The sequence below is a fragment of the Streptomyces sp. IBSBF 3136 genome, assembly GCF_036815105.1.
Classification (GTDB): Bacteria; Actinomycetota; Actinomycetes; order Streptomycetales; family Streptomycetaceae; genus Streptomyces.
In genome coordinates this window covers 20,444-41,453 of record NZ_JAJSZC010000045.1, presented here as the reverse complement: position 1 = coordinate 41,453, position 21,010 = coordinate 20,444, and the positions used below count along the sequence as shown (strand labels likewise).

22 protein-coding genes and 2 tRNA genes are annotated in these 21,010 nt (G+C 71.9%); 7 read left to right on the top strand and 17 right to left on the bottom strand.

Translation table 11 applies throughout. The features are described 5' to 3' along the window. The first annotated feature begins 101 nt into the window (after positions 1-101). Positions 102-902: a histidinol-phosphatase gene (gene hisN, locus V7E45_RS12740; RefSeq protein WP_333774232.1), complete on the top strand. Its 801-nt coding sequence runs from the start codon at positions 102-104 to the stop codon at positions 900-902. A gap of 52 nt (positions 903-954) precedes the next feature. Here the strand turns inward: hisN and V7E45_RS12735 are convergent, their stop codons facing one another. Next, the gene (locus tag V7E45_RS12735) at positions 955-1,284 is read right to left on the bottom strand and encodes a hypothetical protein (protein ID WP_333774231.1); all 330 of its coding nucleotides are present in this window, start codon (positions 1,282-1,284) and stop codon (positions 955-957) included. Between the two features lie 237 nt (positions 1,285-1,521). On the opposite strand from V7E45_RS12735, the gene V7E45_RS12730 reads away from it, so the two are divergent. After that, positions 1,522-1,917, top strand: coding sequence for a CBS domain-containing protein (locus V7E45_RS12730; RefSeq protein WP_333774230.1), 396 nt, complete (start codon positions 1,522-1,524; stop codon positions 1,915-1,917). 67 nt (positions 1,918-1,984) lie between these two features. On the opposite strand, the gene V7E45_RS12725 is transcribed toward V7E45_RS12730, so the two are convergent. Next, positions 1,985-3,436, bottom strand: a complete 1,452-nt coding sequence (locus V7E45_RS12725; RefSeq protein WP_333774229.1) for a catalase — start codon at positions 3,434-3,436, stop codon at positions 1,985-1,987. A 157-nt stretch (positions 3,437-3,593) separates the two neighbouring features. Between V7E45_RS12725 and V7E45_RS12720 the strand changes: the two genes are divergently transcribed. Continuing rightward, on the top strand, positions 3,594-4,010 hold the full coding sequence (locus V7E45_RS12720; protein WP_333774228.1) for a Fur family transcriptional regulator: 417 nt from the start codon (positions 3,594-3,596) through the stop codon (positions 4,008-4,010). A 137-nt stretch (positions 4,011-4,147) separates the two neighbouring features. Here V7E45_RS12720 and V7E45_RS12715 read toward each other — a convergent pair. Next, positions 4,148-4,221, bottom strand: a tRNA-Met gene (locus V7E45_RS12715). 66 nt (positions 4,222-4,287) lie between these two features. After that, on the bottom strand, positions 4,288-5,421 hold the full coding sequence (locus V7E45_RS12710; RefSeq protein ID WP_333774227.1) for a dihydrofolate reductase family protein: 1,134 nt from the start codon (positions 5,419-5,421) through the stop codon (positions 4,288-4,290). 69 nt (positions 5,422-5,490) lie between these two features. Between V7E45_RS12710 and V7E45_RS12705 the strand changes: the two genes are divergently transcribed. Then, a complete protein-coding gene (locus V7E45_RS12705; protein ID WP_333774226.1) occupies positions 5,491-6,036 on the top strand; it encodes a MarR family winged helix-turn-helix transcriptional regulator in 546 nt (181 codons plus the stop codon). A 125-nt stretch (positions 6,037-6,161) separates the two neighbouring features. Then, on the top strand, positions 6,162-6,797 hold the full coding sequence (locus V7E45_RS12700; protein WP_333774225.1) for a GTP cyclohydrolase II: 636 nt from the start codon (positions 6,162-6,164) through the stop codon (positions 6,795-6,797). A 95-nt stretch (positions 6,798-6,892) separates the two neighbouring features. Here V7E45_RS12700 and V7E45_RS12695 read toward each other — a convergent pair whose 3' ends face one another. From V7E45_RS12695 to V7E45_RS12675, 5 genes are all read right to left on the bottom strand, one after another. Continuing rightward, positions 6,893-8,155 (bottom strand): PP2C family protein-serine/threonine phosphatase, encoded by a 1,263-nt coding sequence (locus V7E45_RS12695; RefSeq protein WP_333774224.1) that lies wholly within the window; start codon positions 8,153-8,155, stop codon positions 6,893-6,895. Between the two features lie 10 nt (positions 8,156-8,165). Continuing rightward, complete coding sequence (locus tag V7E45_RS12690) at positions 8,166-8,663, bottom strand: DUF5994 family protein (RefSeq protein ID WP_333774223.1); 498 nt, start codon at positions 8,661-8,663, stop codon at positions 8,166-8,168. A gap of 110 nt (positions 8,664-8,773) precedes the next feature. Further along, positions 8,774-9,727: an STAS domain-containing protein gene (locus V7E45_RS12685; protein WP_333774222.1), complete on the bottom strand. Its 954-nt coding sequence runs from the start codon at positions 9,725-9,727 to the stop codon at positions 8,774-8,776. 381 nt (positions 9,728-10,108) lie between these two features. Further along, positions 10,109-10,181 (bottom strand) — tRNA-Lys (locus tag V7E45_RS12680). Between the two features lie 88 nt (positions 10,182-10,269). Beyond that, entirely contained in the window at positions 10,270-11,793 is a 1,524-nt protein-coding gene (locus V7E45_RS12675; RefSeq protein ID WP_333774221.1) for an amino acid permease, read from the bottom strand. A gap of 240 nt (positions 11,794-12,033) precedes the next feature. On the opposite strand from V7E45_RS12675, the gene glgA reads away from it, so the two are divergent. Continuing rightward, on the top strand, positions 12,034-13,224 hold the full coding sequence (glgA, locus tag V7E45_RS12670) for a glycogen synthase (RefSeq protein ID WP_333774220.1): 1,191 nt from the start codon (positions 12,034-12,036) through the stop codon (positions 13,222-13,224). Positions 13,225-13,372: 148 nt separating this feature from the next. Here the strand turns inward: glgA and V7E45_RS12665 are convergent, their stop codons facing one another. From V7E45_RS12665 to V7E45_RS12630, 8 genes are all read right to left on the bottom strand, one after another. Next, positions 13,373-14,599: a low temperature requirement protein A gene (locus V7E45_RS12665; protein ID WP_333774219.1), complete on the bottom strand. Its 1,227-nt coding sequence runs from the start codon at positions 14,597-14,599 to the stop codon at positions 13,373-13,375. A 5-nt stretch (positions 14,600-14,604) separates the two neighbouring features. Continuing rightward, complete coding sequence (locus V7E45_RS12660) at positions 14,605-14,991, bottom strand: nuclear transport factor 2 family protein (RefSeq protein WP_333774218.1); 387 nt, start codon at positions 14,989-14,991, stop codon at positions 14,605-14,607. Positions 14,992-15,029: 38 nt separating this feature from the next. Next, complete coding sequence (locus tag V7E45_RS12655) at positions 15,030-15,635, bottom strand: DJ-1/PfpI family protein (RefSeq protein WP_333774217.1); 606 nt, start codon at positions 15,633-15,635, stop codon at positions 15,030-15,032. Positions 15,636-15,639: 4 nt separating this feature from the next. Further along, positions 15,640-16,065, bottom strand: coding sequence for an ester cyclase (locus V7E45_RS12650; protein WP_333774216.1), 426 nt, complete (start codon positions 16,063-16,065; stop codon positions 15,640-15,642). A gap of 77 nt (positions 16,066-16,142) precedes the next feature. Then, a complete protein-coding gene (locus V7E45_RS12645) occupies positions 16,143-17,651 on the bottom strand; it encodes a GMC family oxidoreductase (RefSeq protein WP_333774215.1) in 1,509 nt (502 codons plus the stop codon). 37 nt (positions 17,652-17,688) lie between these two features. Further along, positions 17,689-18,162, bottom strand: coding sequence for a VOC family protein (locus V7E45_RS12640; RefSeq protein WP_333774214.1), 474 nt, complete (start codon positions 18,160-18,162; stop codon positions 17,689-17,691). Positions 18,163-18,184: 22 nt separating this feature from the next. After that, positions 18,185-18,478, bottom strand: coding sequence for a putative quinol monooxygenase (locus tag V7E45_RS12635; RefSeq protein ID WP_333774213.1), 294 nt, complete (start codon positions 18,476-18,478; stop codon positions 18,185-18,187). Between the two features lie 32 nt (positions 18,479-18,510). After that, complete coding sequence (locus tag V7E45_RS12630; protein ID WP_317444207.1) at positions 18,511-19,218, bottom strand: DJ-1/PfpI family protein; 708 nt, start codon at positions 19,216-19,218, stop codon at positions 18,511-18,513. A gap of 370 nt (positions 19,219-19,588) precedes the next feature. Between V7E45_RS12630 and V7E45_RS12625 the strand changes: the two genes are divergently transcribed. After that, complete coding sequence (locus V7E45_RS12625) at positions 19,589-20,980, top strand: MFS transporter (RefSeq protein ID WP_333774212.1); 1,392 nt, start codon at positions 19,589-19,591, stop codon at positions 20,978-20,980. Positions 20,981-21,010 lie beyond the last annotated feature (30 nt).

Here is a 21,010-nt window from a genome sequence, read left to right as displayed (position 1 = left end):
CGCCCCCACCCACGCTGCGCAGGGCCGTCCGCCCGGCCGGTGTCCCGGGCGGGCGGGCCCCCTGTGGCCCCGTCGTCGTCCTGACGGATACCGTTCGTCACATGCAGGACTACCTTGACGACCTTCGCCTCGCCCACGTCCTCGCGGATGCCGCCGACGCCGCCACCATGGCCCGTTTCAAGGCCCTCGACCTGAAGGTGGAGACGAAGCCGGACATGACGCCGGTGAGCGAGGCGGACAAGGCGGCGGAGGAACTCATCCGCGGCCAGCTCCAGCGCGCCCGCCCCCGGGACGCGGTGCTCGGCGAGGAGTACGGCATCGAGGGCACCGGCCCCCGCCGCTGGGTGGTCGACCCGATCGACGGCACCAAGAACTACGTGCGCGGTGTGCCGGTGTGGGCGACCCTCATCTCCCTGATGGAGGCGGGCGAGGGCGGCTACCAGCCCGTCGTCGGCCTGGTGTCGGCGCCCGCCCTGGGCCGGCGCTGGTGGGCCGCCAAGGGTCACGGCGCGTACAGCGGCCGCAGCCTGACCTCGGCGAGCCGCATCCACGTCTCCCGCGTGAGCAAGCTGTCGGACGCCTCCTTCGCGTACTCCTCGCTCTCCGGCTGGGAGGAGCAGGGCCGCCTCGACGGCTTCCTCGACCTCACCCGCGAGGTGTGGCGCACGCGCGCGTACGGCGACTTCTGGCCGTACATGATGGTCGCCGAGGGCTCGGTGGACTTCTGTGCCGAACCAGAGCTGTCACTGTGGGACATGGCCGCCAACGCGATCGTCGTCACCGAGGCGGGCGGCACCTTCACCGGCCTGGACGGCCGTCCGGGCCCCCACAGCGGCAACGCGGCCGCGTCCAACGGCCTGCTGCACGACGAGATGCTGGGGTATCTCGCCCAGCGTCACTGACGGTGCGCGCAGGCCGTCTTGACGCGGCCTCGGCCGCGGGTCCGGGCCGGCCTCAGTGGCAGTACCGGTGGTACGCCGAGCTGTAGCCCTGGTTGTAGCCCTGGACGTAACCGCGCGCCCATGGAGAGTCATGGCCGCTCGAGTAGTTGGATCCGTAGCCGTCACGGTCGCAGTCGGAACGCGCGTCGGAGAAGCCGTCGCGGAACCCCTGCCGGAACCCCTCCCGGAAGTGGTTCTGCGTCGGCGCAACCGCCGCCGCGCTCACGTGGGTTGCGGGAGTGGACGCGAACGCCGACTGAGCGCTCAACGGCATGAGGGCGACACCGGTCGCCACCAGAGCGGAGCTGAGGGCCGCAGCCCTCCTGACAGTCCTTCGCTGCATGAGCTCTCCCCAAATACGCTCATCGGGAACATTTCCACTCTAGTGGGCCAAAAGTGTGATGCAACTCCTGGGTAACCGGCGCTCCCCAGCCCCAGGAGAAACCCACGCACGCCCTCAACAGACCACGCGCGCCCCCTTGTTGACCCGTCCTTTACCTGTCACTCTGAAGCCACCCCCACTTGTGAACTTGTGAATCCCTGAACTTTCCCGGGGATTCCTTAGGAGGTGGCCCTTTCCATGCTCGTCCGTGACGCCATGAGCACGGTGATCCTCACCGTCGGCCCCGCCCACTCACTCCGTCAGGCAGCCGCCCTGATGTCCGCACGTCGCGTCGGCGCCGCCGTGGTCCTGGACCCCGACGCCGGAGGCGTCGGCATCCTCACCGAACGCGACGTCCTCAACTCCGTGGGCCTCGGCCAGAATCCGGACACGGAACGCACGCACGCCCACACCACCACCGACGTCGTCTTCGCCGCCCCGACCTGGACGCTGGAGGAGGCGGCCCGCGCCATGACCCACGGCGGCTTCCGGCACCTGGTCGTGCTCGACCGCGGCGAGGTGGCGGGCATCGTCTCGGTCCGCGACATCATCCGCTGCTGGGTCCCGGACCGAGAGCCGGCGGCCGCCCTTTGAGCCCACGGACGCGCACACGGGGCGGGCCGGACCCCGCGCGGGTCCGGCCCGTCCCGACGGCACCGCCTCAGCCGCGCCGCTCGCGCACGGCCGCCTCGAGACGCTTGCCGAAGTCGGCGTCGGCCCGGCCGAAGTTGCCGATCGCGCGCTCGGCGATGTCGTCGCGGCTCACCTCCGCGATGGCGCCCGCCAGGTTGGCGACCAGCCGCTCCTTCTCGTCCTCGCGCATCAGGCGGTAGAGGTCGCCCGCCTGCACGAAGTCGTCGTCCTCGGCGTGCGCCGGGGTCGGGTGGTTGCCCGTGGCACCGGTGACGGCCGTGGGCTGCCACAGCGCGCGGTCCGTCTGGGCGGGGCCGCCGAAGCTGTTCGGCTCGTAGTTCTTCGCGCCGCCGTGCCGGCCGTCGTAGAGGAGGCCGTCACGGGAGTTGGTGCGCGCCTCCGTGGCGTGCGGGCGGTTCACCGGCAGGTGGTCGGCGTTGATGCCGACGCGGTAGCGGTGGGCGTCGCCGTAGGCGAAGAGGCGGCCCTGGAGCATCTTGTCGGGCGAGGGCCCGATGCCGGGCACGAAGTGCGCGGGGCTGAAGATCGACTGCTCGACCTCGGCGAAGATGTTGCGGGGGTTGCGGTTCAGCTCCAGCCTGCCGATCTCGACGACCGGGTAGTCCGCGTGCGGCCACACCTTGGTCAGGTCGAACGGATTGAAGCGGTACGTCGCCGCGTCCGCCGCCGGCATGATCTGCACGCCCACGGTCCAGCTCGGGAACTCGCCGCGCTCGATCGCCTCGCGCAGGTCGCGCTGGTGGGAGTCGGGGTCCTTGCCCGCGAGGAGGTCCGCCTCCTCGGCGGTGAGGTTCCTGATCCCCTGGTCGGTCTTGAAGTGGTACTTGACCCAGAAGGCCTCGCCCGCCGCGTTGTTCCACTGGAAGGTGTGCGAGCCGAAGCCGTCCATGTGCCGGTACGACGCCGGGATGCCCCGGTCGCCGAACAGCCAGGTCACCTGGTGGGTCGACTCCGGCGACAGCGACCAGAAGTCCCACACGTTGTCGGCCTCCGTGGAGCCGGTGTACGGGTCCCGCTTCTGGGTGTGGATGAAGTCCGGGAACTTGATCGCGTCGCGGATGAAGAACACCGGGGTGTTGTTGCCGACCAGGTCGTAGTTGCCCTCCTCGGTGTAGAACTTCAGCGAGAAGCCGCGCGGGTCACGGACCGCGTCCGCCGCGCCCAGGTTGCCGGCCACCGTCGAGAAGCGCAGGAAGACCTCGGTCTCCTTGCCGACCTCGGAGAGGAAGGCGGCGCGCGTGTACGGGGTGACGTCGGCGGTCACCGTGAAGGTGCCGTAGGCCCCGGCCCCGCGCGCGTGCACCACCCGCTCCGGGATGCGCTCACGGTTGAAGTGGGCCAGCTTCTCCAGGAGCAGCTGGTCCTGCACGAGCACCGGGCCGCCGACCCCCGCGGTCTCGCTGTTCTGGTTGTCCGCCACCGGGGCTCCGGCCTCCGTGGTGAGGGGTCCCTGCGTCACGTGCGCCTCCTGCGTCCTCGCCGGCGTGTCCCGCCGACCCTGTCCTGTACGTCATTCAAAACCAGGCTTGATCCTACATTGGACTCAGTCCAAGTTAAACAGTGTTCCAAAGTCACACCTATTCGGATTCTGGTCTTCATGCTGTTACGCTGTGAGCATGAGTGACCTTCTGGAACGGCTGCGCGGACGCGGATGGCGGATGACCGCACAGCGGCGCGTGGTGGCCGAGGTTCTCGACGGCGAGCACGTCCATCTGACGGCCGACGAGGTGCACGCCCGTGCCGTCGCGAAGCTGCCGGAGATCTCCCGGGCGACCGTCTACAACACGCTGGGCGAGCTGGTCACCCTCGGTGAGGTGCTCGAGGTCAGCACCGACAAGCGCGCCAAGCGGTACGACCCGAACGCGCACCGGCCGCACCACCACCTGGTCTGCGCCGGGTGCGGCGCGATCCGCGACGTGCACCCGGAAGGCAACCCGCTCGCCGACCTCCCCGACACGGAGCGCTTCGGCTTCACGGTGTCGGACGTCGAGGTGACCTACCGCGGGCTGTGCCCGTCCTGCGCGGGCGCCTGACCGGGCACCGGTACTGAGACTCGCCGGCGGTCCGCCGGCATCCCGAGGGGGGCGCGAGCCCCCCTTTCGCCTTTCCGTGCGCCGTGAACGCACCGAAGGCCGGAATCCATTTCTGGATTCCGGCCTTCGGCCTTCAGTAGCGGGGACAGGATTTGAACCTGCGACCTCTGGGTTATGAGCCCAGCGAGCTACCGAGCTGCTCCACCCCGCGTCGTTGTGACTCCAGTGTACGCCATCCGCGGGGTGCCGAGCACACGGGTTGCCGGAGGGGTGCCGATCAGGGCAGCAGATGGGCGTTCGGCGCCTTGGCGCGGCCCTCGTGCTCCGGCAGCTCCACGACGTCCACGCCCGCCCCGGTCAGGACTCCGGCGCCGTCGGCCGCCGTCACGAACGTGTCCGGCTCCCGCCAGGCCGTGACCACCCGGCGGACGCCCGCTCGCAGGATGAGCTCGGCGCAGGGGGCGGGGCGGGAGGCGCGGTGGGAGCAGGGCTCCAGGCTGCTGTAGACGGTGGCGCCGGCGAGGCGCGGGTCGGCGGGGTCGATCTTGGCGAGGGCCGCCTCCTCGGCGTGCGCCACGGGGTCGCCGCCCTCCCGCGAGTGGCCGCGCGCCAGTTCCGTGCCGTCGGCGGCGACGACCACCGCGCCGACGCTGAAGGCCGTGCGCGAGGGCGGGCAGTCGGCGGCCAGCTCACAGGCGGTGCGCAGCCAGCGGTGGTCGGCGGCGGTGGGCACCGGGCCGGTGCCGGGTGCGGTGGGCTCGTAGTGCATGAGGACGACGTCCTCGATCCGGCGGGTCTCGGTGAGGCGGAGCCGGCCGCCCTGGTACACCCCCGGGCCGAACAGCCGCGGGGCGGCCGGGTCGCCCACGAACAGGGGGGCGAGGACGAGCTGGAGCTCGTCGGCGAGGCCCTGCTGGAGGAGCTGGGTGTGGACGGTTCCGCCGCCCTCGACCATGAGCCGCCGGACGCCGCGCACGTCGTGCAGGTGCTCCAGCAGGGCGCGCCAGTCGAGGGCGGGGCCGAGGGAGACCACGTCGGCGGTCCGGCCGAGGGCGCGCGAGGCCCGGTCGGCTCCGTGGTCCGTGGTGTACACGAGCTTCTCGCCGCCGGTGTGCCAGAAGTGCGCGTCCGGGTCGAGGTCCCCGGCGGAGGTGACGGTGACCTTGAGGGGGTACGCGGGCTTTCCGTCGGCCTCGCGGGCCGCGCGCCGCCCGGGCGAGTTCACCAGCAGGCGCGGGTTGTCGGCGCGGATGGTGCCGGCGCCGATCAGGATGGCGTCGACGGAGGCGCGCACCTCGTCGACCCGGTCGAAGTCGGCCGGGCCGGACAGCAGGAGCCGGTCGGGGCCGGTGTCGTCCAGGTAGCCGTCGAGGGAGACGGCGGCGGACAGCAGGACGTACGGGTACGGCATCGGCGCGCTCCCTCGCGAAGACCCACACGGGATCTTGGTTCAAGTTTGAAACAAACTTACACTGGTGGCATGACGACCCGCTGGCTCACTCCCGAGGAGCAGCGCGCCTGGCGCGCGTACATCGCCGCCTCCAGGTTGCTGGAGGACGCGATCGACCGGCACCTCCAGCAGGAGGCCGGCATGCCGCACCTGTTCTACTCCGTGCTGGCCAATCTCTCCGAGGCGCCCGAGCGGCGCCTGCGCATGACCGACCTCGCCGAGACGCTGAAGATCACCCGCAGCAGGCTGACGTACGCGGTGACCAGGCTGGAGCGGGACGGTCTCGTGCGGCGGGAGGACTGCCCCCGGGACCGGCGCAGCAGCATCGCGGTGCTGACCGACGCGGGGACGGCCGTGCTGGAGCGTACGGCACCCGGGCACGTCGACACGGTCCGCACGACCCTCTTCGACCGGCTCACGCCCGAGCAGGTGGGGCAGTTGGAGGAGATCTGCTCGGGGATCGCCCGGACCCTGGAGGGGGAGGAGGCGGGGGCACCTCCCGAGGACGTGCCCTGGCGGCGGCGCTCGTCGCCGTGCGCCGGGCCGCCCGAGGGGCCGCCCGGCCCGTCCTCGTAGCGGCCGGGCGGCGCCGCAAAGGCGTTGCTTTAACTTTTAAGCATGGGGTAGGGTCCCTCACCTGCCTTCTGCTTCAAATCTGAAGCAGAACTCGGCAGCATGGGAACGGAACCCGGAGGCCCCGCATGCCCGACACACCCGCCGCAACGCCGCGCGCCCGCGTCCGGGTACCGCTGCACTTCGCCGACGGGTACTCCGTCGACGCCGAACTCGTCACCTTCCACGGGCTGACCGACGGCCGGGAGCACATCGCCGTCGTCCTCGGCGAGCCCGGCCCGGTCCCCCTGGTGCGGCTGCACTCCGAGTGCCTGACCGGAGACGTCTTCGGCTCGGCCCGCTGCGACTGCGGCCCGCAGCTGCGCGAGGCGGTCGAGCGGATCGCCGAGCGCGGGGGCGTGTTGCTGTACCTGCGCCAGGAGGGGCGCGGCATCGGCCTGTACAACAAGCTCGACGCCTACGCCCTCCAGGACCAGGGCCTGGACACCTACGAGGCGAACGCCGCGCTCGGCCTGCCGGAGGACGGCCGCGACTACACGGCCGCCGCGCAGATGCTGCGCGCGCTCGGCGTCGGAGAGCTCGACCTGCTCTCCAACAACCCCGACAAGGCGGGGCAGCTCCGCGCCCTGGGGGTCGCCGTCCGCGACCGCGTCCCCACGGGCGTGTTCACCACCGCCCACAACGTCCGCTACCTGCGGGCGAAGGTCCTCCAGACCCAGCACACGCTGCCGCTCGCGGAGTTGACCGGGCTCGGCGCCGGCTGATCCGCCGCAGGGCGGCCCCGGACACGAAGAAGGTCCCCGCGGGACCCGGACGAGGGACTCGAACCCCGCCGGTGGCCTTGGAGCCGGCGGTGCGGTCAGCCGCGCCACTCCACCAGGAGCAGTGAGGCGTCGTCCGTGGTCCGGCCGCCCCGCGCCCGCATGAGTGTGTGCGACAGGGCGCGCGCCACCGCCCGGACCCCGCGGCCGGCCCTCTCCAGGCCGTTCACCCAGTCGATCAGCCGCTCCTCCCCGAACTGCTCCCCGCCCGCCGCGTGCTCCTCGATCAGCCCGTCGGTGAAGCACAGGACGCGGTCCCCCGGCTCCAGCCCCAGGGCATTGATCTCCGGCTCCGCACCGCCCAGGCCCACCGGCAGCGTCGTCGGCGCGACCAGCCGGCCCAGGACCCGGTGGTCGCGGACGAGGATCGGCGCGGGGTGCCCGGCGTTGACCCACTGGAGGTGGCCCGTCAGCGTGTCCAGCCGCATCATCTGCGCGGTGACGAAGTGTTCGGTGCCGAACTGTCTCGCCACGGCCTCGTCCATGATGGCGTAGATCTCGGTCAGGCCGGTCCCGAGGCGGCGGGCGTGGCGGTAGGCGCCGATGGCCACGGTGGCCATGGTGGCCGCGTCGAGGCCGTGTCCCATCGCGTCGATCATGGCCAGGTGGAGGACGTCGCCGTTGAGCGCGTAGTCGAAGCTGTCCCCCGCCACGTCGTACGCGGGCTCCAGGACCCCGGCCAGGGCGACGCGCGGCATGATCATGGCCAGGGGCGGCAGCAGGGACCACTGGATCTCGGCGGCCACGCTCATCGGTGCACGGCGGCGGGTACGGAAGAACAGGTCGGAATATCCGTGCTTGGTCACCAGCAGGTCGGCCACCAGAGCGGAGAGCCGACGCAGCATGCGGCGCCCGTCGTCGTCGAGCCGGTCCAGCGTCACGGCCAGCACGCCCACCTGGTCGCCACCGTCCAGCAGCGGCAGGTGCAGCCGTACGCCGTCGTCCTCGGGCAGCTCGACGGGCAGCGCGTCGAGGAAGCAACGACCCGCGGCGGAGTCGTCGATCATCAGCGGGTCCCCGCCCATGAGTCCCTCGCCGGGCAGGGGCGCGAGCAGCAGCTGGCCGTAGTCCTGCAGCAGGATCTGCGGGCGGCGGCCGCCCAGCCGTCCCATCACATCGGCGACCAGCGGGCCGATCAGGTGGGGCGGAAGCTCGTGCGCGCGGTCGAGAATCGCCCCCAGCAGCGCTTCCCCGAAGCTCTCGGAGGGGTCCGTGCGCGGCTCGGCGGTCGTCCGCTCACCCGACGGATCCCCCGGCCCCCGGGCGGCGGAGGTGGCCGGCGACGGAAACTGCTGATGCATGGCTCGATCCTCAGCCGTTCCGCTGCCCGGCGCTCTCCCGGCCGGCACCGCCCTCGATCCGGGCGAGGACGCGATCAGCCGACAGCGTGTTGCGGGGATCGGCCGCGGCGGACATCAGCCGACCGGCTGTTCCGGCCGGCTCCTCGGGCGGGACGACGAGCAGTGTCCAGCGTCCGACGGTGCCGCAGTCCAGGGCGATGGCATGCGCCTCGTCGGCGTCGTCGCTCAGGACGACGTCGATCTCGTGGTCGGGCGCCGACACCGTCGCCGGGGCGTCGGACCAGGCCGCGGCGCCCACCGTGACGCGGGTGACCGTACCGCGGCCGGGGTCCAGCGAGCCCACGAGCGCGGGCAGCTCCAGGGCCAGGGCGTCACAACGCGGCCACCACGCTCCGTCCAGTGGACCGTGGCTCGCCTCCGCCGTGAGGGTCAACCGCGACAGCGGCATCGTGTACGTGTGCCCGTCGCCCGGGGGTGGATCTCCGGCGGGCGGTGTGAGGGAGTCCATCGTGATCCCGCCATCCCGTCCCGGGCAGCGGAGCGCCGCCCTCGGTCGTCACTCGCCGGGAAGGGCGCCGCCCGGAGCGTGCACCCGGAATGCTCTCGGTACCCCCCAGGTTACGCCCGGCCGAGCCGGGCGACCCGAGGCGCGGGCACCGGCCCGCTCTCCCGGAACAGCACCAGCAGGCAGGGCGCGCCGTGACCGGGCAACCCCACCATCTCCCCGCAGTTGCGCCAGCCCCAGGACTCGAAGGCGGCCTGCCCGACCTGGTCCCCCGCACGGAGCAGGACGACTGCGAGGGGCGCGTGCCGGTCGGCCAGCAGACGCTGCTGCAGACGGCGGCCGATGTCGCGGTGCTGGGGGTGGTGAGGCGCCGCGACCTGGCTGAGGAGCAGGAACCGGCCACAGCCGGTGAGCCGTTGGACGCTCTCCCGCAGCCCTCGCTCGGGCCGGGCACCGGGGTCGACGGGGAAGCCGAAGACGCACCCCACCAGCACCGTCGTCTCGGCCACCAGCAGCGCGAAGCCGGGCCGCCGGGCACTGACGGCGAGCCGGCCCAGGAAGGCGCTCCGCCCTCGATCCGCAGGCTCGCGCGGGGATGCGGCGGGCTCCGCGGCCAGGTCGGCGATGTCCTCGCGCATCCCTTCCACCTGCCAGCGGGTCAGACGGCGCAGCCGTATCCCGCTTTTGACGACCGGCAGGCCGGCGCGGTCGCCGCCCCGCTCCCGCTCGGCGACCGGCGAAGACGCACTCGGCTCGTCACCGAGCAGGGGGGTGGAACCGGTGCCGGTGAGGAGCCGGGTGATCTGCGGGCACGGATGGTGCAGTCGCAAGGGGACGTGCACCCGGTCCGCGCGCTGCGACGCCGTCAGGAACACGTCCAGGCCCGTGGAGTCACAGGAGCCGACGGTGGTGAGGTCGACGTCGATGGCGGTCACGCCGTCGCGCAGGCACTGCTCCAGCGCGGCCCGCAGCAGGGGGGCCGCGGCCGGGCCGATCGCGCCGGCGAGCGTGACGAGGGCCCGCTCCCCCCGGTCACGCCGATGGATGTCCAGCCGCTGCACGACCATCACCTCGCCTCGGGGCAGGACGGCGCAACGACCGGCGACCGTCGCGCAGTTGCCGTGATCGCGGCGGCAGGCCGCCGGCCCGGCTCCGCGCCGTCCACCGGGGCGGCCCGGGCTGCGTCCCACTGGCCGAGCACACCGTCTGCCGAACCGGTCCCTGGAGACCTCCGCGGCAGACGGCCCACCCGTGAGGCACCCTGCCTGGCCCCATACCTACGGGGTAACCACGCGGGCCGGTCCCAAGCACGTTCCGCGGGTCCGAGACACACACGCTCGACGTATCGCTCACGCACGACCCCGGAAACGCAACAGCGCCCGAGCCGACCGAAGCCGACCCGAGCGCTGCGTAGCAGGTCAGAGGGCATATCCCCCGACTACCACCCGTAGGCCCTGTGGGACTCGAACCCACAACCAATGGATTAAAAGTCCACTGCTCTGCCAATTGAGCTAAGGGCCCAGGCGATGTTGCCTGTCCGAGCATAGCCGGACGAGGCCGTGTCTCCGATCGGGTATCGGTGACCCGGCCGCGTCGGGTGCGGGAAGGGCTACTTCTCGACCGGCTCGGGGGTGGGTCCGGGGACGTGCGCGGGCCTCAGGAACCAGTGGCGGGCGGAGGCCAGCCACCAGGTCGCGGCGAACCCGAGGACGACCAGGACGGCGACCGGGGCGTAGTTGAACGTCTTCCAGGTGACCGGGGAGACCTGGGGCAGCATGAACAGCACGGTGATCAGCACGACCCAGGTGACCGACACGATGCCGATCGGGACCGACCAGCGGCCCAGGTGCCACGGACCGCGCTCGAAGTCCGCCCCCCTGCGGACGCGCAGGAAGGTCGGGACGACGTAGGCGATGTACAGGCCGATCACAGCGATCGACGTCACCGCCGCGTAGGCCGTCGAGTTGATGAGGTAGGGCAGGCCCAGGGCCAGGGCGCCGAGCGCGGCCAGCCAGACCGCCGCCACGGGGGTGCGGGTGCGCGGGCTGACCGTGTGCCAGACGTGCGAGAAGGGCAGCGCGCCGTCGCGGGAGAAGGCGTAGATCATGCGGCTGTTGGCCGTGACCGAGGCCATGCCGCAGAACAGCTGGGCGCCGATCACCACCAGCAGCAGCAGCTTGCCCGTCGTCGCGCCCAGCGCGTCCAGGAGGATCTGCGCGGGCGGCGCGCCGGTCGGGGAGGCCAGCTCCTTGTCGTACGACTGGATGGCGAAGGTGAAGCCCAGCAGCAGGACGAAGCCCGCGATCCAGGAGGTCCAGATGGAGCGGACGATGCCCTTCGGGCCCGCGGTGGAGGCGTCGTGGGTCTCCTCCGTCATGTGCGCCGAGGCGTCGTAGCCGGTGAACGTGTACTGGGCCATGAGGAGACCGAGCAGGACCACGTAGAAGCCGCTGCCCCAGCCCGTCTCGTTGACGAACTTCGTGAACACGAAGGACGCCGAGCGGTGGTGGTCCGGGACGAGGGCCAGCGCACCGACGATCACCGCGACGCCCAGGACGTGCCACCACACGCTCACGCCGTTCAGAAAGGCGACGATCCGGACGCCGAAGGTGTTCAGCAGGCCGTGGAGCAGGAGGATGCCGGCGAAGAGCAGGACCGTGCGGCCGGGGGTCACCCCGAAGCCGAACTGGAGGTTCAGGTAGGCGCCGAGGAAGGACGCGGCGCCGAAGTCGATGCCCGCCGTCACCGCCACCTGGCCCAGCACGTTGAACCAGCCCGTGAACCACGCCCACGCCGCCGCCGAACGCGGGGGCGCCAGGCGGTGGGCCCAGAAGTACAGGCCCGCCGAGGTCGGGTAGGCCGAACAGATCTCGGCCATGGACAGCCCCACGAACAGGGTCATCAGGCCGACCGCGACCCAGCCCCAGGTGATCACGGCGGGGCCGCCGGTGATCATGCCGAAGAGGTAGAGGGTGAGGCAGCCGGACAGCACCGAGATGATGGTGAAGGAGACGGCGTAGTTCGAGAACGCCGACATCCGGCGGGCGAGGACCTGCGTGTAACCGAGCTGCGCCAGCCGTTCCTCGTCGGACGGCCCTTCCGCTGCACTGCGCACTGCCGCGTCTTCTGTCATGCCCCCAGCAATTCCCTGCCACGGGCGGTGACATGCGACACACCGTCATCGGCCTAGCGTGGATGCGGGGTCCGCGGCCCCGGCTGTCCCGCCCCGTCGTCGCGGGGCCGCGGACTCCCAGGTCATCCCGGGCGCGGACGCGCCGCTCCCCGAGCCCCACCCACGCCCGCGCCCCGTCCGGCGCGGGTCCGCGCACGCACGGAAACCGCCGCTCACGGCCGCCGACGTCAGGAAGTACGGATGAACACACGCGTGGATCTGCTCACCAAGGAATTCCCGCCCGACGTCTACGGGGGCGCGGGCGTGCACGTCACGGAACTGGCCCGGCAACTGCGCACCCTGGTGGACCTCAGGGTGCGCTGCTTCGGCGAGCCGCGCCCGGAGCCGGGCGTGGCCGCGTACCGGGAACCGCACCTGGCGGACGGCGCGAACCCCGTGCTGCGCACCCTCGCCACGAACGTCGAGATGGGCGCCGGCTGCGCGGGGGCCGACCTGGTGCACAGCCACACCTGGTACGCGAACTCCGCGGGGCAGCTCGCCCGGACGCTGTACGGCATCCCGCACGTGGTGACCACGCACAGCCTCGAACCGCTGCGGCCCTGGAAGGCGGAGCAGCTCGGCGGCGGCTACCGGCTGTCCTCGCTGGTCGAACGGACCGCCGTCACCTCGGCGGACGCGGTGATCGCCGTGTCGCACGGGATGCGCGAGGACGTGCTGCGCGTGTACCCGGAGGTCGATCCCGAGCGGGTGCACGTGGTGCACAACGGCATCGACACCGACGCGCACCGGCCGGACCCGGGCACGGCCGCGCTGGAACGCCACGGCATCGACCCGGACCGGCCGCTGGTGCTCTTCGTGGGCCGGGTGACCCGGCAGAAGGGACTGCCCCACCTGCTGCGCGCCGCCTTCGCCATGGACCCGGCGGCGCAGCTGGCGCTGTGCTGCGGGCAGCCGGACACCCCCGAGATCGCGGCGGAGACGGCCGCGCTGGTCGAGGAGCTGCGCCGGGTCAGGAGCGGCGTCGTGCGGATCGACGGCATGCTGGACCCGGTGTCCTTGCGCCAACTGCTCACGCACGCGGACGTGTTCGTGTGCCCCTCGCTGTACGAGCCGATGGGCATCGTCAACCTGGAGGCGATGGCGTGCGGCACGGCCGTGGTGGCCACCGCCACCGGCGGCATCCCCGAGGTGGTGGACGATCGCGTGACCGGGTTGTTGGTGCCCGTCGAGCAGGAACAGGACGGCACGGGCACCCCGCTGGACCCCGAGCGCTTCGCCGCCGACTTCGCGGCCGCGGTGAACCTGCTGCTCGCCGAGCCGGAGCGGGCTCGGGCCATGGGCGAGGCGGGACGGGCCCGGGCCCGGGACCGCTTCTCCTGGCGCGCGGCGGCCGAACGCGTGCTGGACGTCTACCGCGAGGTGCTCGCGTGACGCCACGCACCCGCCCGGGCGAACCCCGCTGACGTCCCGGCGCGGGCGGCGGCACACGCCGGGAGGGGGTGGGCGGCGAGCCTTCGCACGCGTGAGGGCGGCCCCCGTCCTCGGCGGGGGCCGCCCTCGGGCGATCGGTGTCCTGGGGTCAGGGGTCGTGCAGATTGTGGGGTACGGCGGGGGCGCGGGTCTCGATGAGGATCTGGCAGGACAGGCCGGCCACCAGGACCGCTTCCAGCAGAAGCGTGGGCAGGCCGTCGCCGGCCAGGCCGAAGAGGGCGAACACCGCGGCGAGGCCCAGGCGGGACCAGGCGCGCAGGTCGCCGCGCCGGCCCACGTTGAGCAGGTGGATGCCGCCGACGCCGAGCAGGAACACGGCCATGCCGAAGCACAGCACCGGACCGCCGTCCAGGGCCGCGTGGGCGCGGCCGTTGGCCGCCTGGGCGGCGAGCAGCCCGCCGACCCCGGTGACCGTGATGCCGCCGTGCACGAAGACGTGGCCGTAGACGTACGCCTGGCCGGTCAGCCGCCACTTGCGCAGCGGTGAGGCGTCGACGTGGTCGAAGACCAGCCACCACTGGCAGGCGGCGATCAGGAAGGAGCCGGCCACCACGGCCAGCGTCTCGGCCCGCAGCCGGCTGGCCGCGATGCCGGTCGCGTTGAGGGCGACGACCTCCCCCAGCACGATGATGGTGAACAGGCCGAACCGCTCGGGGATGTGCGAGGCGTTGAACGGCACCCGGGCCACCGCCGACGCGGACAGGATCGGGGTCAGCAGCTCGGCCAGCAGGCCCGCACCCCACAGCGCGTAGCAGTACGGCGCGGGCAGCAGCGCCGAGACGCCCCAGACCGCCGCGCCCAGCCCGTAGCCCTGGAGGAAGCGCCGGGTCAGGGTGCGGGCCCGGGGCACGTGGTAGTGGGCCCGCAAATAGAGGCCGAGCAGGATCAGGCGGACGACGAAGTAGCCGAGGGCGAACCGCTTCGCCCCGGGGGTGCCGCGGAACGCCTGGGGCACGGCGACCGACACCGAGAGCACCGCCATCATCGCGATGATCATGATGAGCCGGTAGATCCGGTCGTCGTTGTCGAAGCGGTCGGCGTAGAAGGAGTAGCCGACCCAGGCCCACCAGATCGGCACGAACAGCGCGCCGAACCGCAGCACGCCGGCCCAGGTCGGGGCGTGCAGCAGGACCTCGGTCAGCTCCGCGACGGCGACCACGAAGACCAGGTCGAAGAAGAGCTCCAGCGGCGAGGCGGCCCGGTGGTGGCCCTCTTCGGGGACCCTGAGCCGCACCCGTCCCCGGTGCAGGCGCACCTTGCCGGTGTACGTGCCGCGCGCCCCGCCCGCCTCGGGCGCGCCCACCACCCCCCGCATCCCGGTCAGCCCCCGGCGACCTGGGTGTGGGCGTCGTCGTGGTAGCCCTTGATCTCGGTGATCAGGCCGTCGTCGCCGACCCGGAAGGTGTCGATGCCGCGGTCCTCGACGGTGCCGCCGTCCTTCGTGTGGGCGGTGATGTGGAAGGTGAACGCGGCCTCGTCACCGCAGATCACCATGTCGGTGACCCGGAACTCCACACGGTCGATCACCTCGAAGACGCCGTCGAAGAAGCCGGTCACCGCGGCCCGGCCGCGGTTCGCGGGCGCGCCGACCGGCTCGTACTGCACCACGTCCGCGGCGAGCAGGGCGGCGAACCGCTCCCGGTCCCGCTTGGCGAAACTCTCCGCGTACCCTTCGACGGCGGCGCGGATCTGCTGCTGCTCTGGCATGACTTCTCCGTACGTAGGTGTGGGGCGGTGCCCGGGGTTCAGCCGGCCGCTTCGATCTCGCGGACGAAGGCGGTCATGAACTCCCGGGTCACCTGCGGGTGCTTGGCCGTGATCAGGTCACCGTCGATCACCAGGTCGGCGGTGCCGCCGTCCGCGTAGACGATCTCGGCGCCGGCGTTCTCCACGTCGCAGACGATGTTGTGGGCGCAGGTCACCCTGCGGCCGGCCAGCAGGGCGCGGTCGGCGCACAGCAGCCACAGCGAGTGGCAGATGGTGCCGACCTTCAGGCCGGGCACGGCCATCGCGGCGCGCAGGAACTCCACGGCGGGCGCCTTGTTGCGGCTGCCCGGGCCCGGCACCTCGACCTGGTAGCGCAGCCGGTCCATGGCGTAGGCGCCGATCAGGACCACGCCCGCGTAGTCGGCCGGGTCGAGCCCGGCCACTTCCAGGGTGACGGTGACGTGCTCCTCGACGTACCCGTCGTCGGGGTTGCTGCCGAACGTCAGCGAGGGCTGCCCCCACAGGTGGGAGACGTAGTCGACGGCGTACCCCCGCTCGGGGAAGAAGGCGTTGAAGTCGCGGAACTCGGAGGGGTCGAAGTGCTCCTCGATCAGGACCGCGACACGGCCCTTCGGCGCGGGCACCGGCTCACGCCCCCAGGCCGAGCGGACCGAGCAGCTGGCGCGGGTCGAAGAAGGCGTGGACCTCCTTGATGCGTCCGTCCTCGATCCGGAAGACGTTCGCGCCGCGGACCGTGATCGCCTCGCCGGTCGGGGCCGCGCCCATGAACACGCCGAGGTGGGTGCCGGTGATGGTGAAGGACGCGGCGACCTTGTCCCCCTGCTCCAGCAGGTCCTCGATGGTGAAGACGCGGTCCGGGAAGCCGCCGTACCAGCGCAGCGCGAACTCCTTGTACGCCGGCAGGCCGTGGATGCCGTCGGGTGAGATCGGGTTGTCGAACACCACGTCGGGGGCGAGGATCTCGTCCGCGATCCGCAGGTCGCCCGGGGCGGTCAGGAACTGCTCGTAGTACGTCCGGACGAGCTTGGAGCCCTCGTCGGAAACTTCGGCCATGGGGTCAACTCCTCGGTCTTCAGGGGCACCGGGCCCGGTCCGCGGCGGAGGCGGTCCGGACCCGGCAGGGGCGGGGCTCAGGCGTCCGCGAGGAACCACCCGGCGGCGCGCTCGCCGATGACGTAGCAGGTCAGGTTGGGGTTGGCGCTGACGTGCGTGGGCATCACGGAGGCGTCGACGACGCTCAGGTTCTCGATGCCGTGCACCCGCAGCCGCTGGTCGACGACCGCGGTCGCGTCGCTTGCCGGGCCCATCTTGGTGGTGCCGACCGGGTGCCACAGGGTGGCGGAGTTCTCCCGGATGTAGCGCAGCAGCCGGGCGTCGTCGTCGACCTGGGCCTGCGTGAGCTTGTCCGACAGGCCGCTGGAGAGGTCCCTGATCTGCTTGGAGTTCGCGATGTCCCAGGCGAGGCGGACCCCGTCGAGGGCGATGGCGCGGTCGGCGTCGGTGCCGTAGGAGTTCAGGAAGATGTCCGGCTGCACCGTGGGGTCGGCGCTGCGGAGCGAGACCCGGCCGCGGCACTCCGGCTTCTGCAGCACGCTCATCACGCTGATCGGCCGGTGGGTGACCTCGACGTAGCGGCTGACGAAGTACATCTGCATGTCGTTGAAGTTCTGCGAGCCCGGGTTGGTGTAGCGCACCAGGACCTGCACGTCCGGGTCGTCCGGGTCGGTGACGCCCTCCTTGGGCAGCAGACCCACCGTGATCTGCTGGTGCTCGATCAGGTTCTCGCCGACGTTCGGCTGGTCGAGGACGACGTCGATGCCGAGGGCACGCAGCCGCTCCTGCGGGCCGACGCCCGATCGCAGGAGGATCGCGGGCGAGTTGAGGGCGCCGGCGGACAGGCTGACGTGGTCGGCGTAGACCTTCTCCAGCCGGCCGCCGGTCTCCACCTCGACGCCGACCGCCCTGGTGCCCTCGAACAGCACCCGGTGCACGGTGGCGCCGGAGCGGATGGTGAGGTTCTGCCGCTTGCGGGCCTCGGTGAGGTAGGCGATCGCGGTGGACACGCGCAGGTCGCCGCGGCGGTTCATGGGGATCATGCCGACGCCGGTGGACTCCGGGTCGTTGTGGTCGGCGACGTAGCCGAAGCCCTGGTCGATGCAGGCCTCCAGGTAGGCCGCCTGGAACGGCACCAACTGGTCGCGGGTGTGCCGGACGATCGGGGTGGGGCCGCCCTGGCCGTGGAACGGGCCGTCGTAGTCCTGGTCGTCCTCGATCCGGCGGAAGTACGGCAGGAGTTCGTCCCACGACCACGAGTCGTTGCCCAGCTGGGCCCACTCGTCGTAGTCCGCCGGGATGCCGCGCAGCGCGATGGCGCCGTTGACGGCCGAGCAGCCGCCGGCCACCTTGCCGCGGGCGTACGTCAGCGAACGGCCCGGGACGGCCTCGGCCGAGTAGCCCCAGTCGTGGTCCTCCACGGACACGGTCCGCGCGTTCGTGATGTCGCCGGGGATCCGGGAGACGTCCGCCCAGTCGGGTCCGGCCTCCAGCAGCAGGACACGGACGTCGGCGTTCTCGGTGAGCCGGCTCGCGAGCACGGCACCCGAGGAGCCCGCGCCGACGACTATGTGGTCATACTTCATGGGTTCTTCCTCTCCGAACCGCTACCGGGGACCGGGGTCACAGACCCGGGAACTCATCGGTCTCGATCCAGGTCTCGATGGCCTGCTTCTCCGCGAGTTCGACGTACTCGTACCGGACCCCCAGGGCGTCGGGCTCGGTGATGATCCATCCCGGGGTGGCGCCCTCCGCGCTCCGGGACGCCGCCGCGACGCCGATCCCCTCGGCCGCCAGCGCCCTCAGACGGCCCTCCATGTCCGGCTCCCACAGCCCCAGGTAGAGGATCTGGCCCTCGTTGGCGGCCGAGAAGATGCCCTCGTCGCCGTCGGACTCGATCAGCTCGTAGTACGGCGGGCCCTGTTTCGAGAAGGCGACGTGCACGACCTGTTCGTGCGGGTGCGGGTCCTCGAGCCTCGGATTCGTGACGTGCGCGGGCTTGGTGAATTCGAGCCCGTGCGTCCGCGAGTAGTATTCGATCGCGTTCTCCAGATCGGGGACGACCACCCCGATGTGGAAATACGGCTGCTCGCTCATGTCCGCTCCCTGAATTCCCCGTTCACCGGTCGACCGGGACGTACGCGTCGAGCTGCGGCGGCTGCGCGAGGTACGTCAGCATCTCCGGGACGATTTCCTGCAGGTATTTCTTGGCGCTGTGCTCGGCGAGCGCCTCGTCGTCCACGTACTGCTCGACGACCAGGTACCGGCGGGGCTCGGTCCGGTGGCGCACGAACTCGAACACCGGGGTGCCGGGCTCGTTCTCCCTGACCTGCTTCACCAGCAGCTTCAGCACCTTCTCGAAGGGCTCTTCACTGCCCTCGGCGACGTCCAGGACGGTGGTGCACGTGATCACTGGTCCTCCAGTCTGCTCGGCCGGCCGGGGGGTCAGTGCAGCGGCGGCAGCAGGATGTCCGCCGTCTCGTCCTGGATCTTGGCCTCGGCCTCGGGGTAGTTGAACAACTCGGTGCCCACCGGGCCGAACAGCCCGTACCCCTCGGCGGCACGGGTGTCGAACCACATCGACATCTCCTTGCCGACCTCCTCGCCGAACAGGTGGGCGACCATCGCGAGCGTGCCGGCGTTGATCGAGGCGGCACCGGCGGTGGTCCAGATGCGGTCCTCGGGCGCGCCGAGCCACATACGGCGCGGCTCCACGACGTTGGCGCCCTCCTCCTTGAGCCGCCGGGAGATGGGCGGGCTGCAGGTCACCGGGGTCTTGCCGAGGATGCCGGCGCGCTGCAGGATGCCGACGCCGACGCAGTTGGCGCCGATGAACTTCCCGTTGACGTGGTGGTGCCGGATCGTGTCGAGGATCCGCTCGTTCTTGGTGGCGACACCGGAGCCGCGGCCGCCGGGGACGTACAGCACGTCGTAGAGGTCGTCGTCGCGCAGCACCGCGTGCGGCTCGACCCGGGCGCCCATCTGCATGGTGACCGGGCCCTCCTCCAGGGCCACCAGCTTGACCTCGATGTCCTCGCCGGTCGTCTCCTTCAGGTAGACCGCGACGCCGATCAGGATCTCCCAGGGAATGATCGTGTCCGACTCGCTGCATCGGTCGTAGGCGAGCACCGCGATGCTCTTGATCTCAGTCATGGATTCCTTCTCCGCTCGACTCCGGAATACCGGTCCGGCATTCGCCCCACACTCGGACCCAGCACGGAATTACCGGTCTCTGGTGGCGAAGCTAGCGCGGCCCGGAATATCGTCAGAGCCTTCGGCGGATACTTCCTGACCTCCCGTCCGGGGCCGGCCGGCAGGTAATTCCCCGCGAACTCGCGGACACTTCCTGAACTTGCTTTCCTTCCGGCGCGCGCGGCCGCGGTGGTCCGCGCGCCCGCCCGCGCCCGCCCGTCCGGCGGAGGGGGGCGGCCGGCGGGGCCGCGCGCCCCGGCGCATCAGGCCGAGTTCACGAAGTCGATCCGGGTTCCTGGCCGCCCGCACGGGCACCGGCCAGCCTGACGCCATGACATCTGAGAGCTCTGAGCTGCTGACTCGGACGTCCGGCGAGCCCCGGGAGGCACGGCGGAGCGCCCGGACGTCGGGGCGTTTCGCCGGCATCGTGGTGGGCAACTTCCTGGTCCTGCTCGACGCCTCCATCCTGAACGTGGCGGTGCCGGACCTCCGGGACGACCTGCACGCCTCGGCGAGCGCGCTGCCCTGGACGGTGGACGCCTACACCGTGGTGTTCGCGGGCCTGATGCTGGCCGCCGGTTCCATCGCGGACCGCTGGGGGCCGCGCCGGATCTACCGGACGGCCCTGATCTCGTTCGGTGTCGTCTCGGCGCTGTGCGCGGCGGCGAACTCCGCCGGGATGCTGATCGCCGGGCGGGCCCTGCTCGGCGTCGCGGCCGCGGGCCTGGTGCCCGCCTCGCTCGCGCTGCTCGCCGGGTTGTACCCGGACCCCGCCAAACGCTCCCGCGCCGTCGGCGCCTGGGCGGCGATCAGCGCGCTCGGCCTGGTCTCCGGACCCGTGCTCGGCGGTGCCCTGGTCGCCCTCGGCGGCTGGCAGCTGGTCTTCCTGGTCAACCCGCCGATCGCGCTGGTCACCATGGTGCTGGCGCGGAAGCTGTCGGCCGACCGGCCCAGCACCCACCGGCCGATCGACTACCCGGGCCTGCTGCTGTCCATCGTCGGCCTGGGCGCCCTGACCTTCGGTCTCGTCGACGGCGGCACCGACGGCTGGGCCCACCCCGTGCCGGTGACCGCCATCGTGCTCGCGGTGCTGGCCTTCGCCCTGCTCGCCGTCGTGGAACGGCGCGCCGAGGAACCGGCGCTGCCCCCGGCCCTGCTCTCACTGGGCCGGGTGCGGGCCGACCTGGTGGCCGGCTCCGCCGCCTCCTTCGCCTTCTACGGGCTGCTGTTCGCGATGACCCAGTGGATGGTCGAGGACCGGCACATGACGGCGCTGCGGACCGGGCTCGCGTTCCTGCCGATGACGCTGCCGCTCGCGGTGCTGCCGTTCTTCACCGGACGCCTGGTCGCGAAGATCGGCACCCGGCCGCTCATCCTCTTCGGCCTCGCCGCCGGCGCCCTGTCCGGCACGATCCTGTCGTTCTCCGGGACCGAGACCCCCCTCGCGCTGCTCGTCGCGGCCCAGCTGGCCCTCGCGCTGTGCGCCACCACGGCGATCCCCGCCTCGACCGCCGACATGGCGACGGCCGCGCCGCAGCGCTTCGCCGCCACCGCCCAGGGCGCGCTGAACGCCTCCCGCCAGGCCGGCTCGGCGCTCGGCGTCGCCGTGCTCGGGACGCTGGGCTCGATGCACCGGATCGGCCTCGGCGTCGTCGTCCTCGGCCTCGGCTCGCTGCTCCTGGTGGCCCTGCTCGGCCGGGCGAGGGCCACCCGGGACGCCTGAACGACCGGGCGGCACCCACGGGTCACGCCC

Coding starts and splice junctions, on each gene's coding strand:
- V7E45_RS12685 (WP_333774222.1), bottom strand. CDS start 9,727: ATGGTCGTGCAGCGGCTGGACATCCATCGGCGTGACCGGGGGGAGCGG.
- V7E45_RS12690 (WP_333774223.1), bottom strand. CDS start 8,663: ATGGACTCCCTCACACCGCCCGCCGGAGATCCACCCCCGGGCGACGGG.
- V7E45_RS12650 (WP_333774216.1), bottom strand. CDS start 16,065: ATGGCCGAAGTTTCCGACGAGGGCTCCAAGCTCGTCCGGACGTACTAC.
- V7E45_RS12645 (WP_333774215.1), bottom strand. CDS start 17,651: ATGAAGTATGACCACATAGTCGTCGGCGCGGGCTCCTCGGGTGCCGTG.
- V7E45_RS12675 (WP_333774221.1), bottom strand. CDS start 11,793: ATGACAGAAGACGCGGCAGTGCGCAGTGCAGCGGAAGGGCCGTCCGAC.
- V7E45_RS12720 (WP_333774228.1), top strand. CDS start 3,594: ATGAGTGACCTTCTGGAACGGCTGCGCGGACGCGGATGGCGGATGACC.
- V7E45_RS12660 (WP_333774218.1), bottom strand. CDS start 14,991: ATGCCAGAGCAGCAGCAGATCCGCGCCGCCGTCGAAGGGTACGCGGAG.
- V7E45_RS12665 (WP_333774219.1), bottom strand. CDS start 14,599: ATGCGGGGGGTGGTGGGCGCGCCCGAGGCGGGCGGGGCGCGCGGCACG.
- V7E45_RS12735 (WP_333774231.1), bottom strand. CDS start 1,284: ATGCAGCGAAGGACTGTCAGGAGGGCTGCGGCCCTCAGCTCCGCTCTG.
- hisN (WP_333774232.1), top strand. CDS start 102: ATGCAGGACTACCTTGACGACCTTCGCCTCGCCCACGTCCTCGCGGAT.
- V7E45_RS12640 (WP_333774214.1), bottom strand. CDS start 18,162: ATGAGCGAGCAGCCGTATTTCCACATCGGGGTGGTCGTCCCCGATCTG.
- V7E45_RS12700 (WP_333774225.1), top strand. CDS start 6,162: ATGCCCGACACACCCGCCGCAACGCCGCGCGCCCGCGTCCGGGTACCG.
- V7E45_RS12705 (WP_333774226.1), top strand. CDS start 5,491: ATGACGACCCGCTGGCTCACTCCCGAGGAGCAGCGCGCCTGGCGCGCG.
- V7E45_RS12710 (WP_333774227.1), bottom strand. CDS start 5,421: ATGCCGTACCCGTACGTCCTGCTGTCCGCCGCCGTCTCCCTCGACGGC.
- V7E45_RS12630 (WP_317444207.1), bottom strand. CDS start 19,218: ATGACTGAGATCAAGAGCATCGCGGTGCTCGCCTACGACCGATGCAGC.
- V7E45_RS12730 (WP_333774230.1), top strand. CDS start 1,522: ATGCTCGTCCGTGACGCCATGAGCACGGTGATCCTCACCGTCGGCCCC.
- V7E45_RS12625 (WP_333774212.1), top strand. CDS start 19,589: ATGACATCTGAGAGCTCTGAGCTGCTGACTCGGACGTCCGGCGAGCCC.
- V7E45_RS12695 (WP_333774224.1), bottom strand. CDS start 8,155: ATGCATCAGCAGTTTCCGTCGCCGGCCACCTCCGCCGCCCGGGGGCCG.
- glgA (WP_333774220.1), top strand. CDS start 12,034: ATGAACACACGCGTGGATCTGCTCACCAAGGAATTCCCGCCCGACGTC.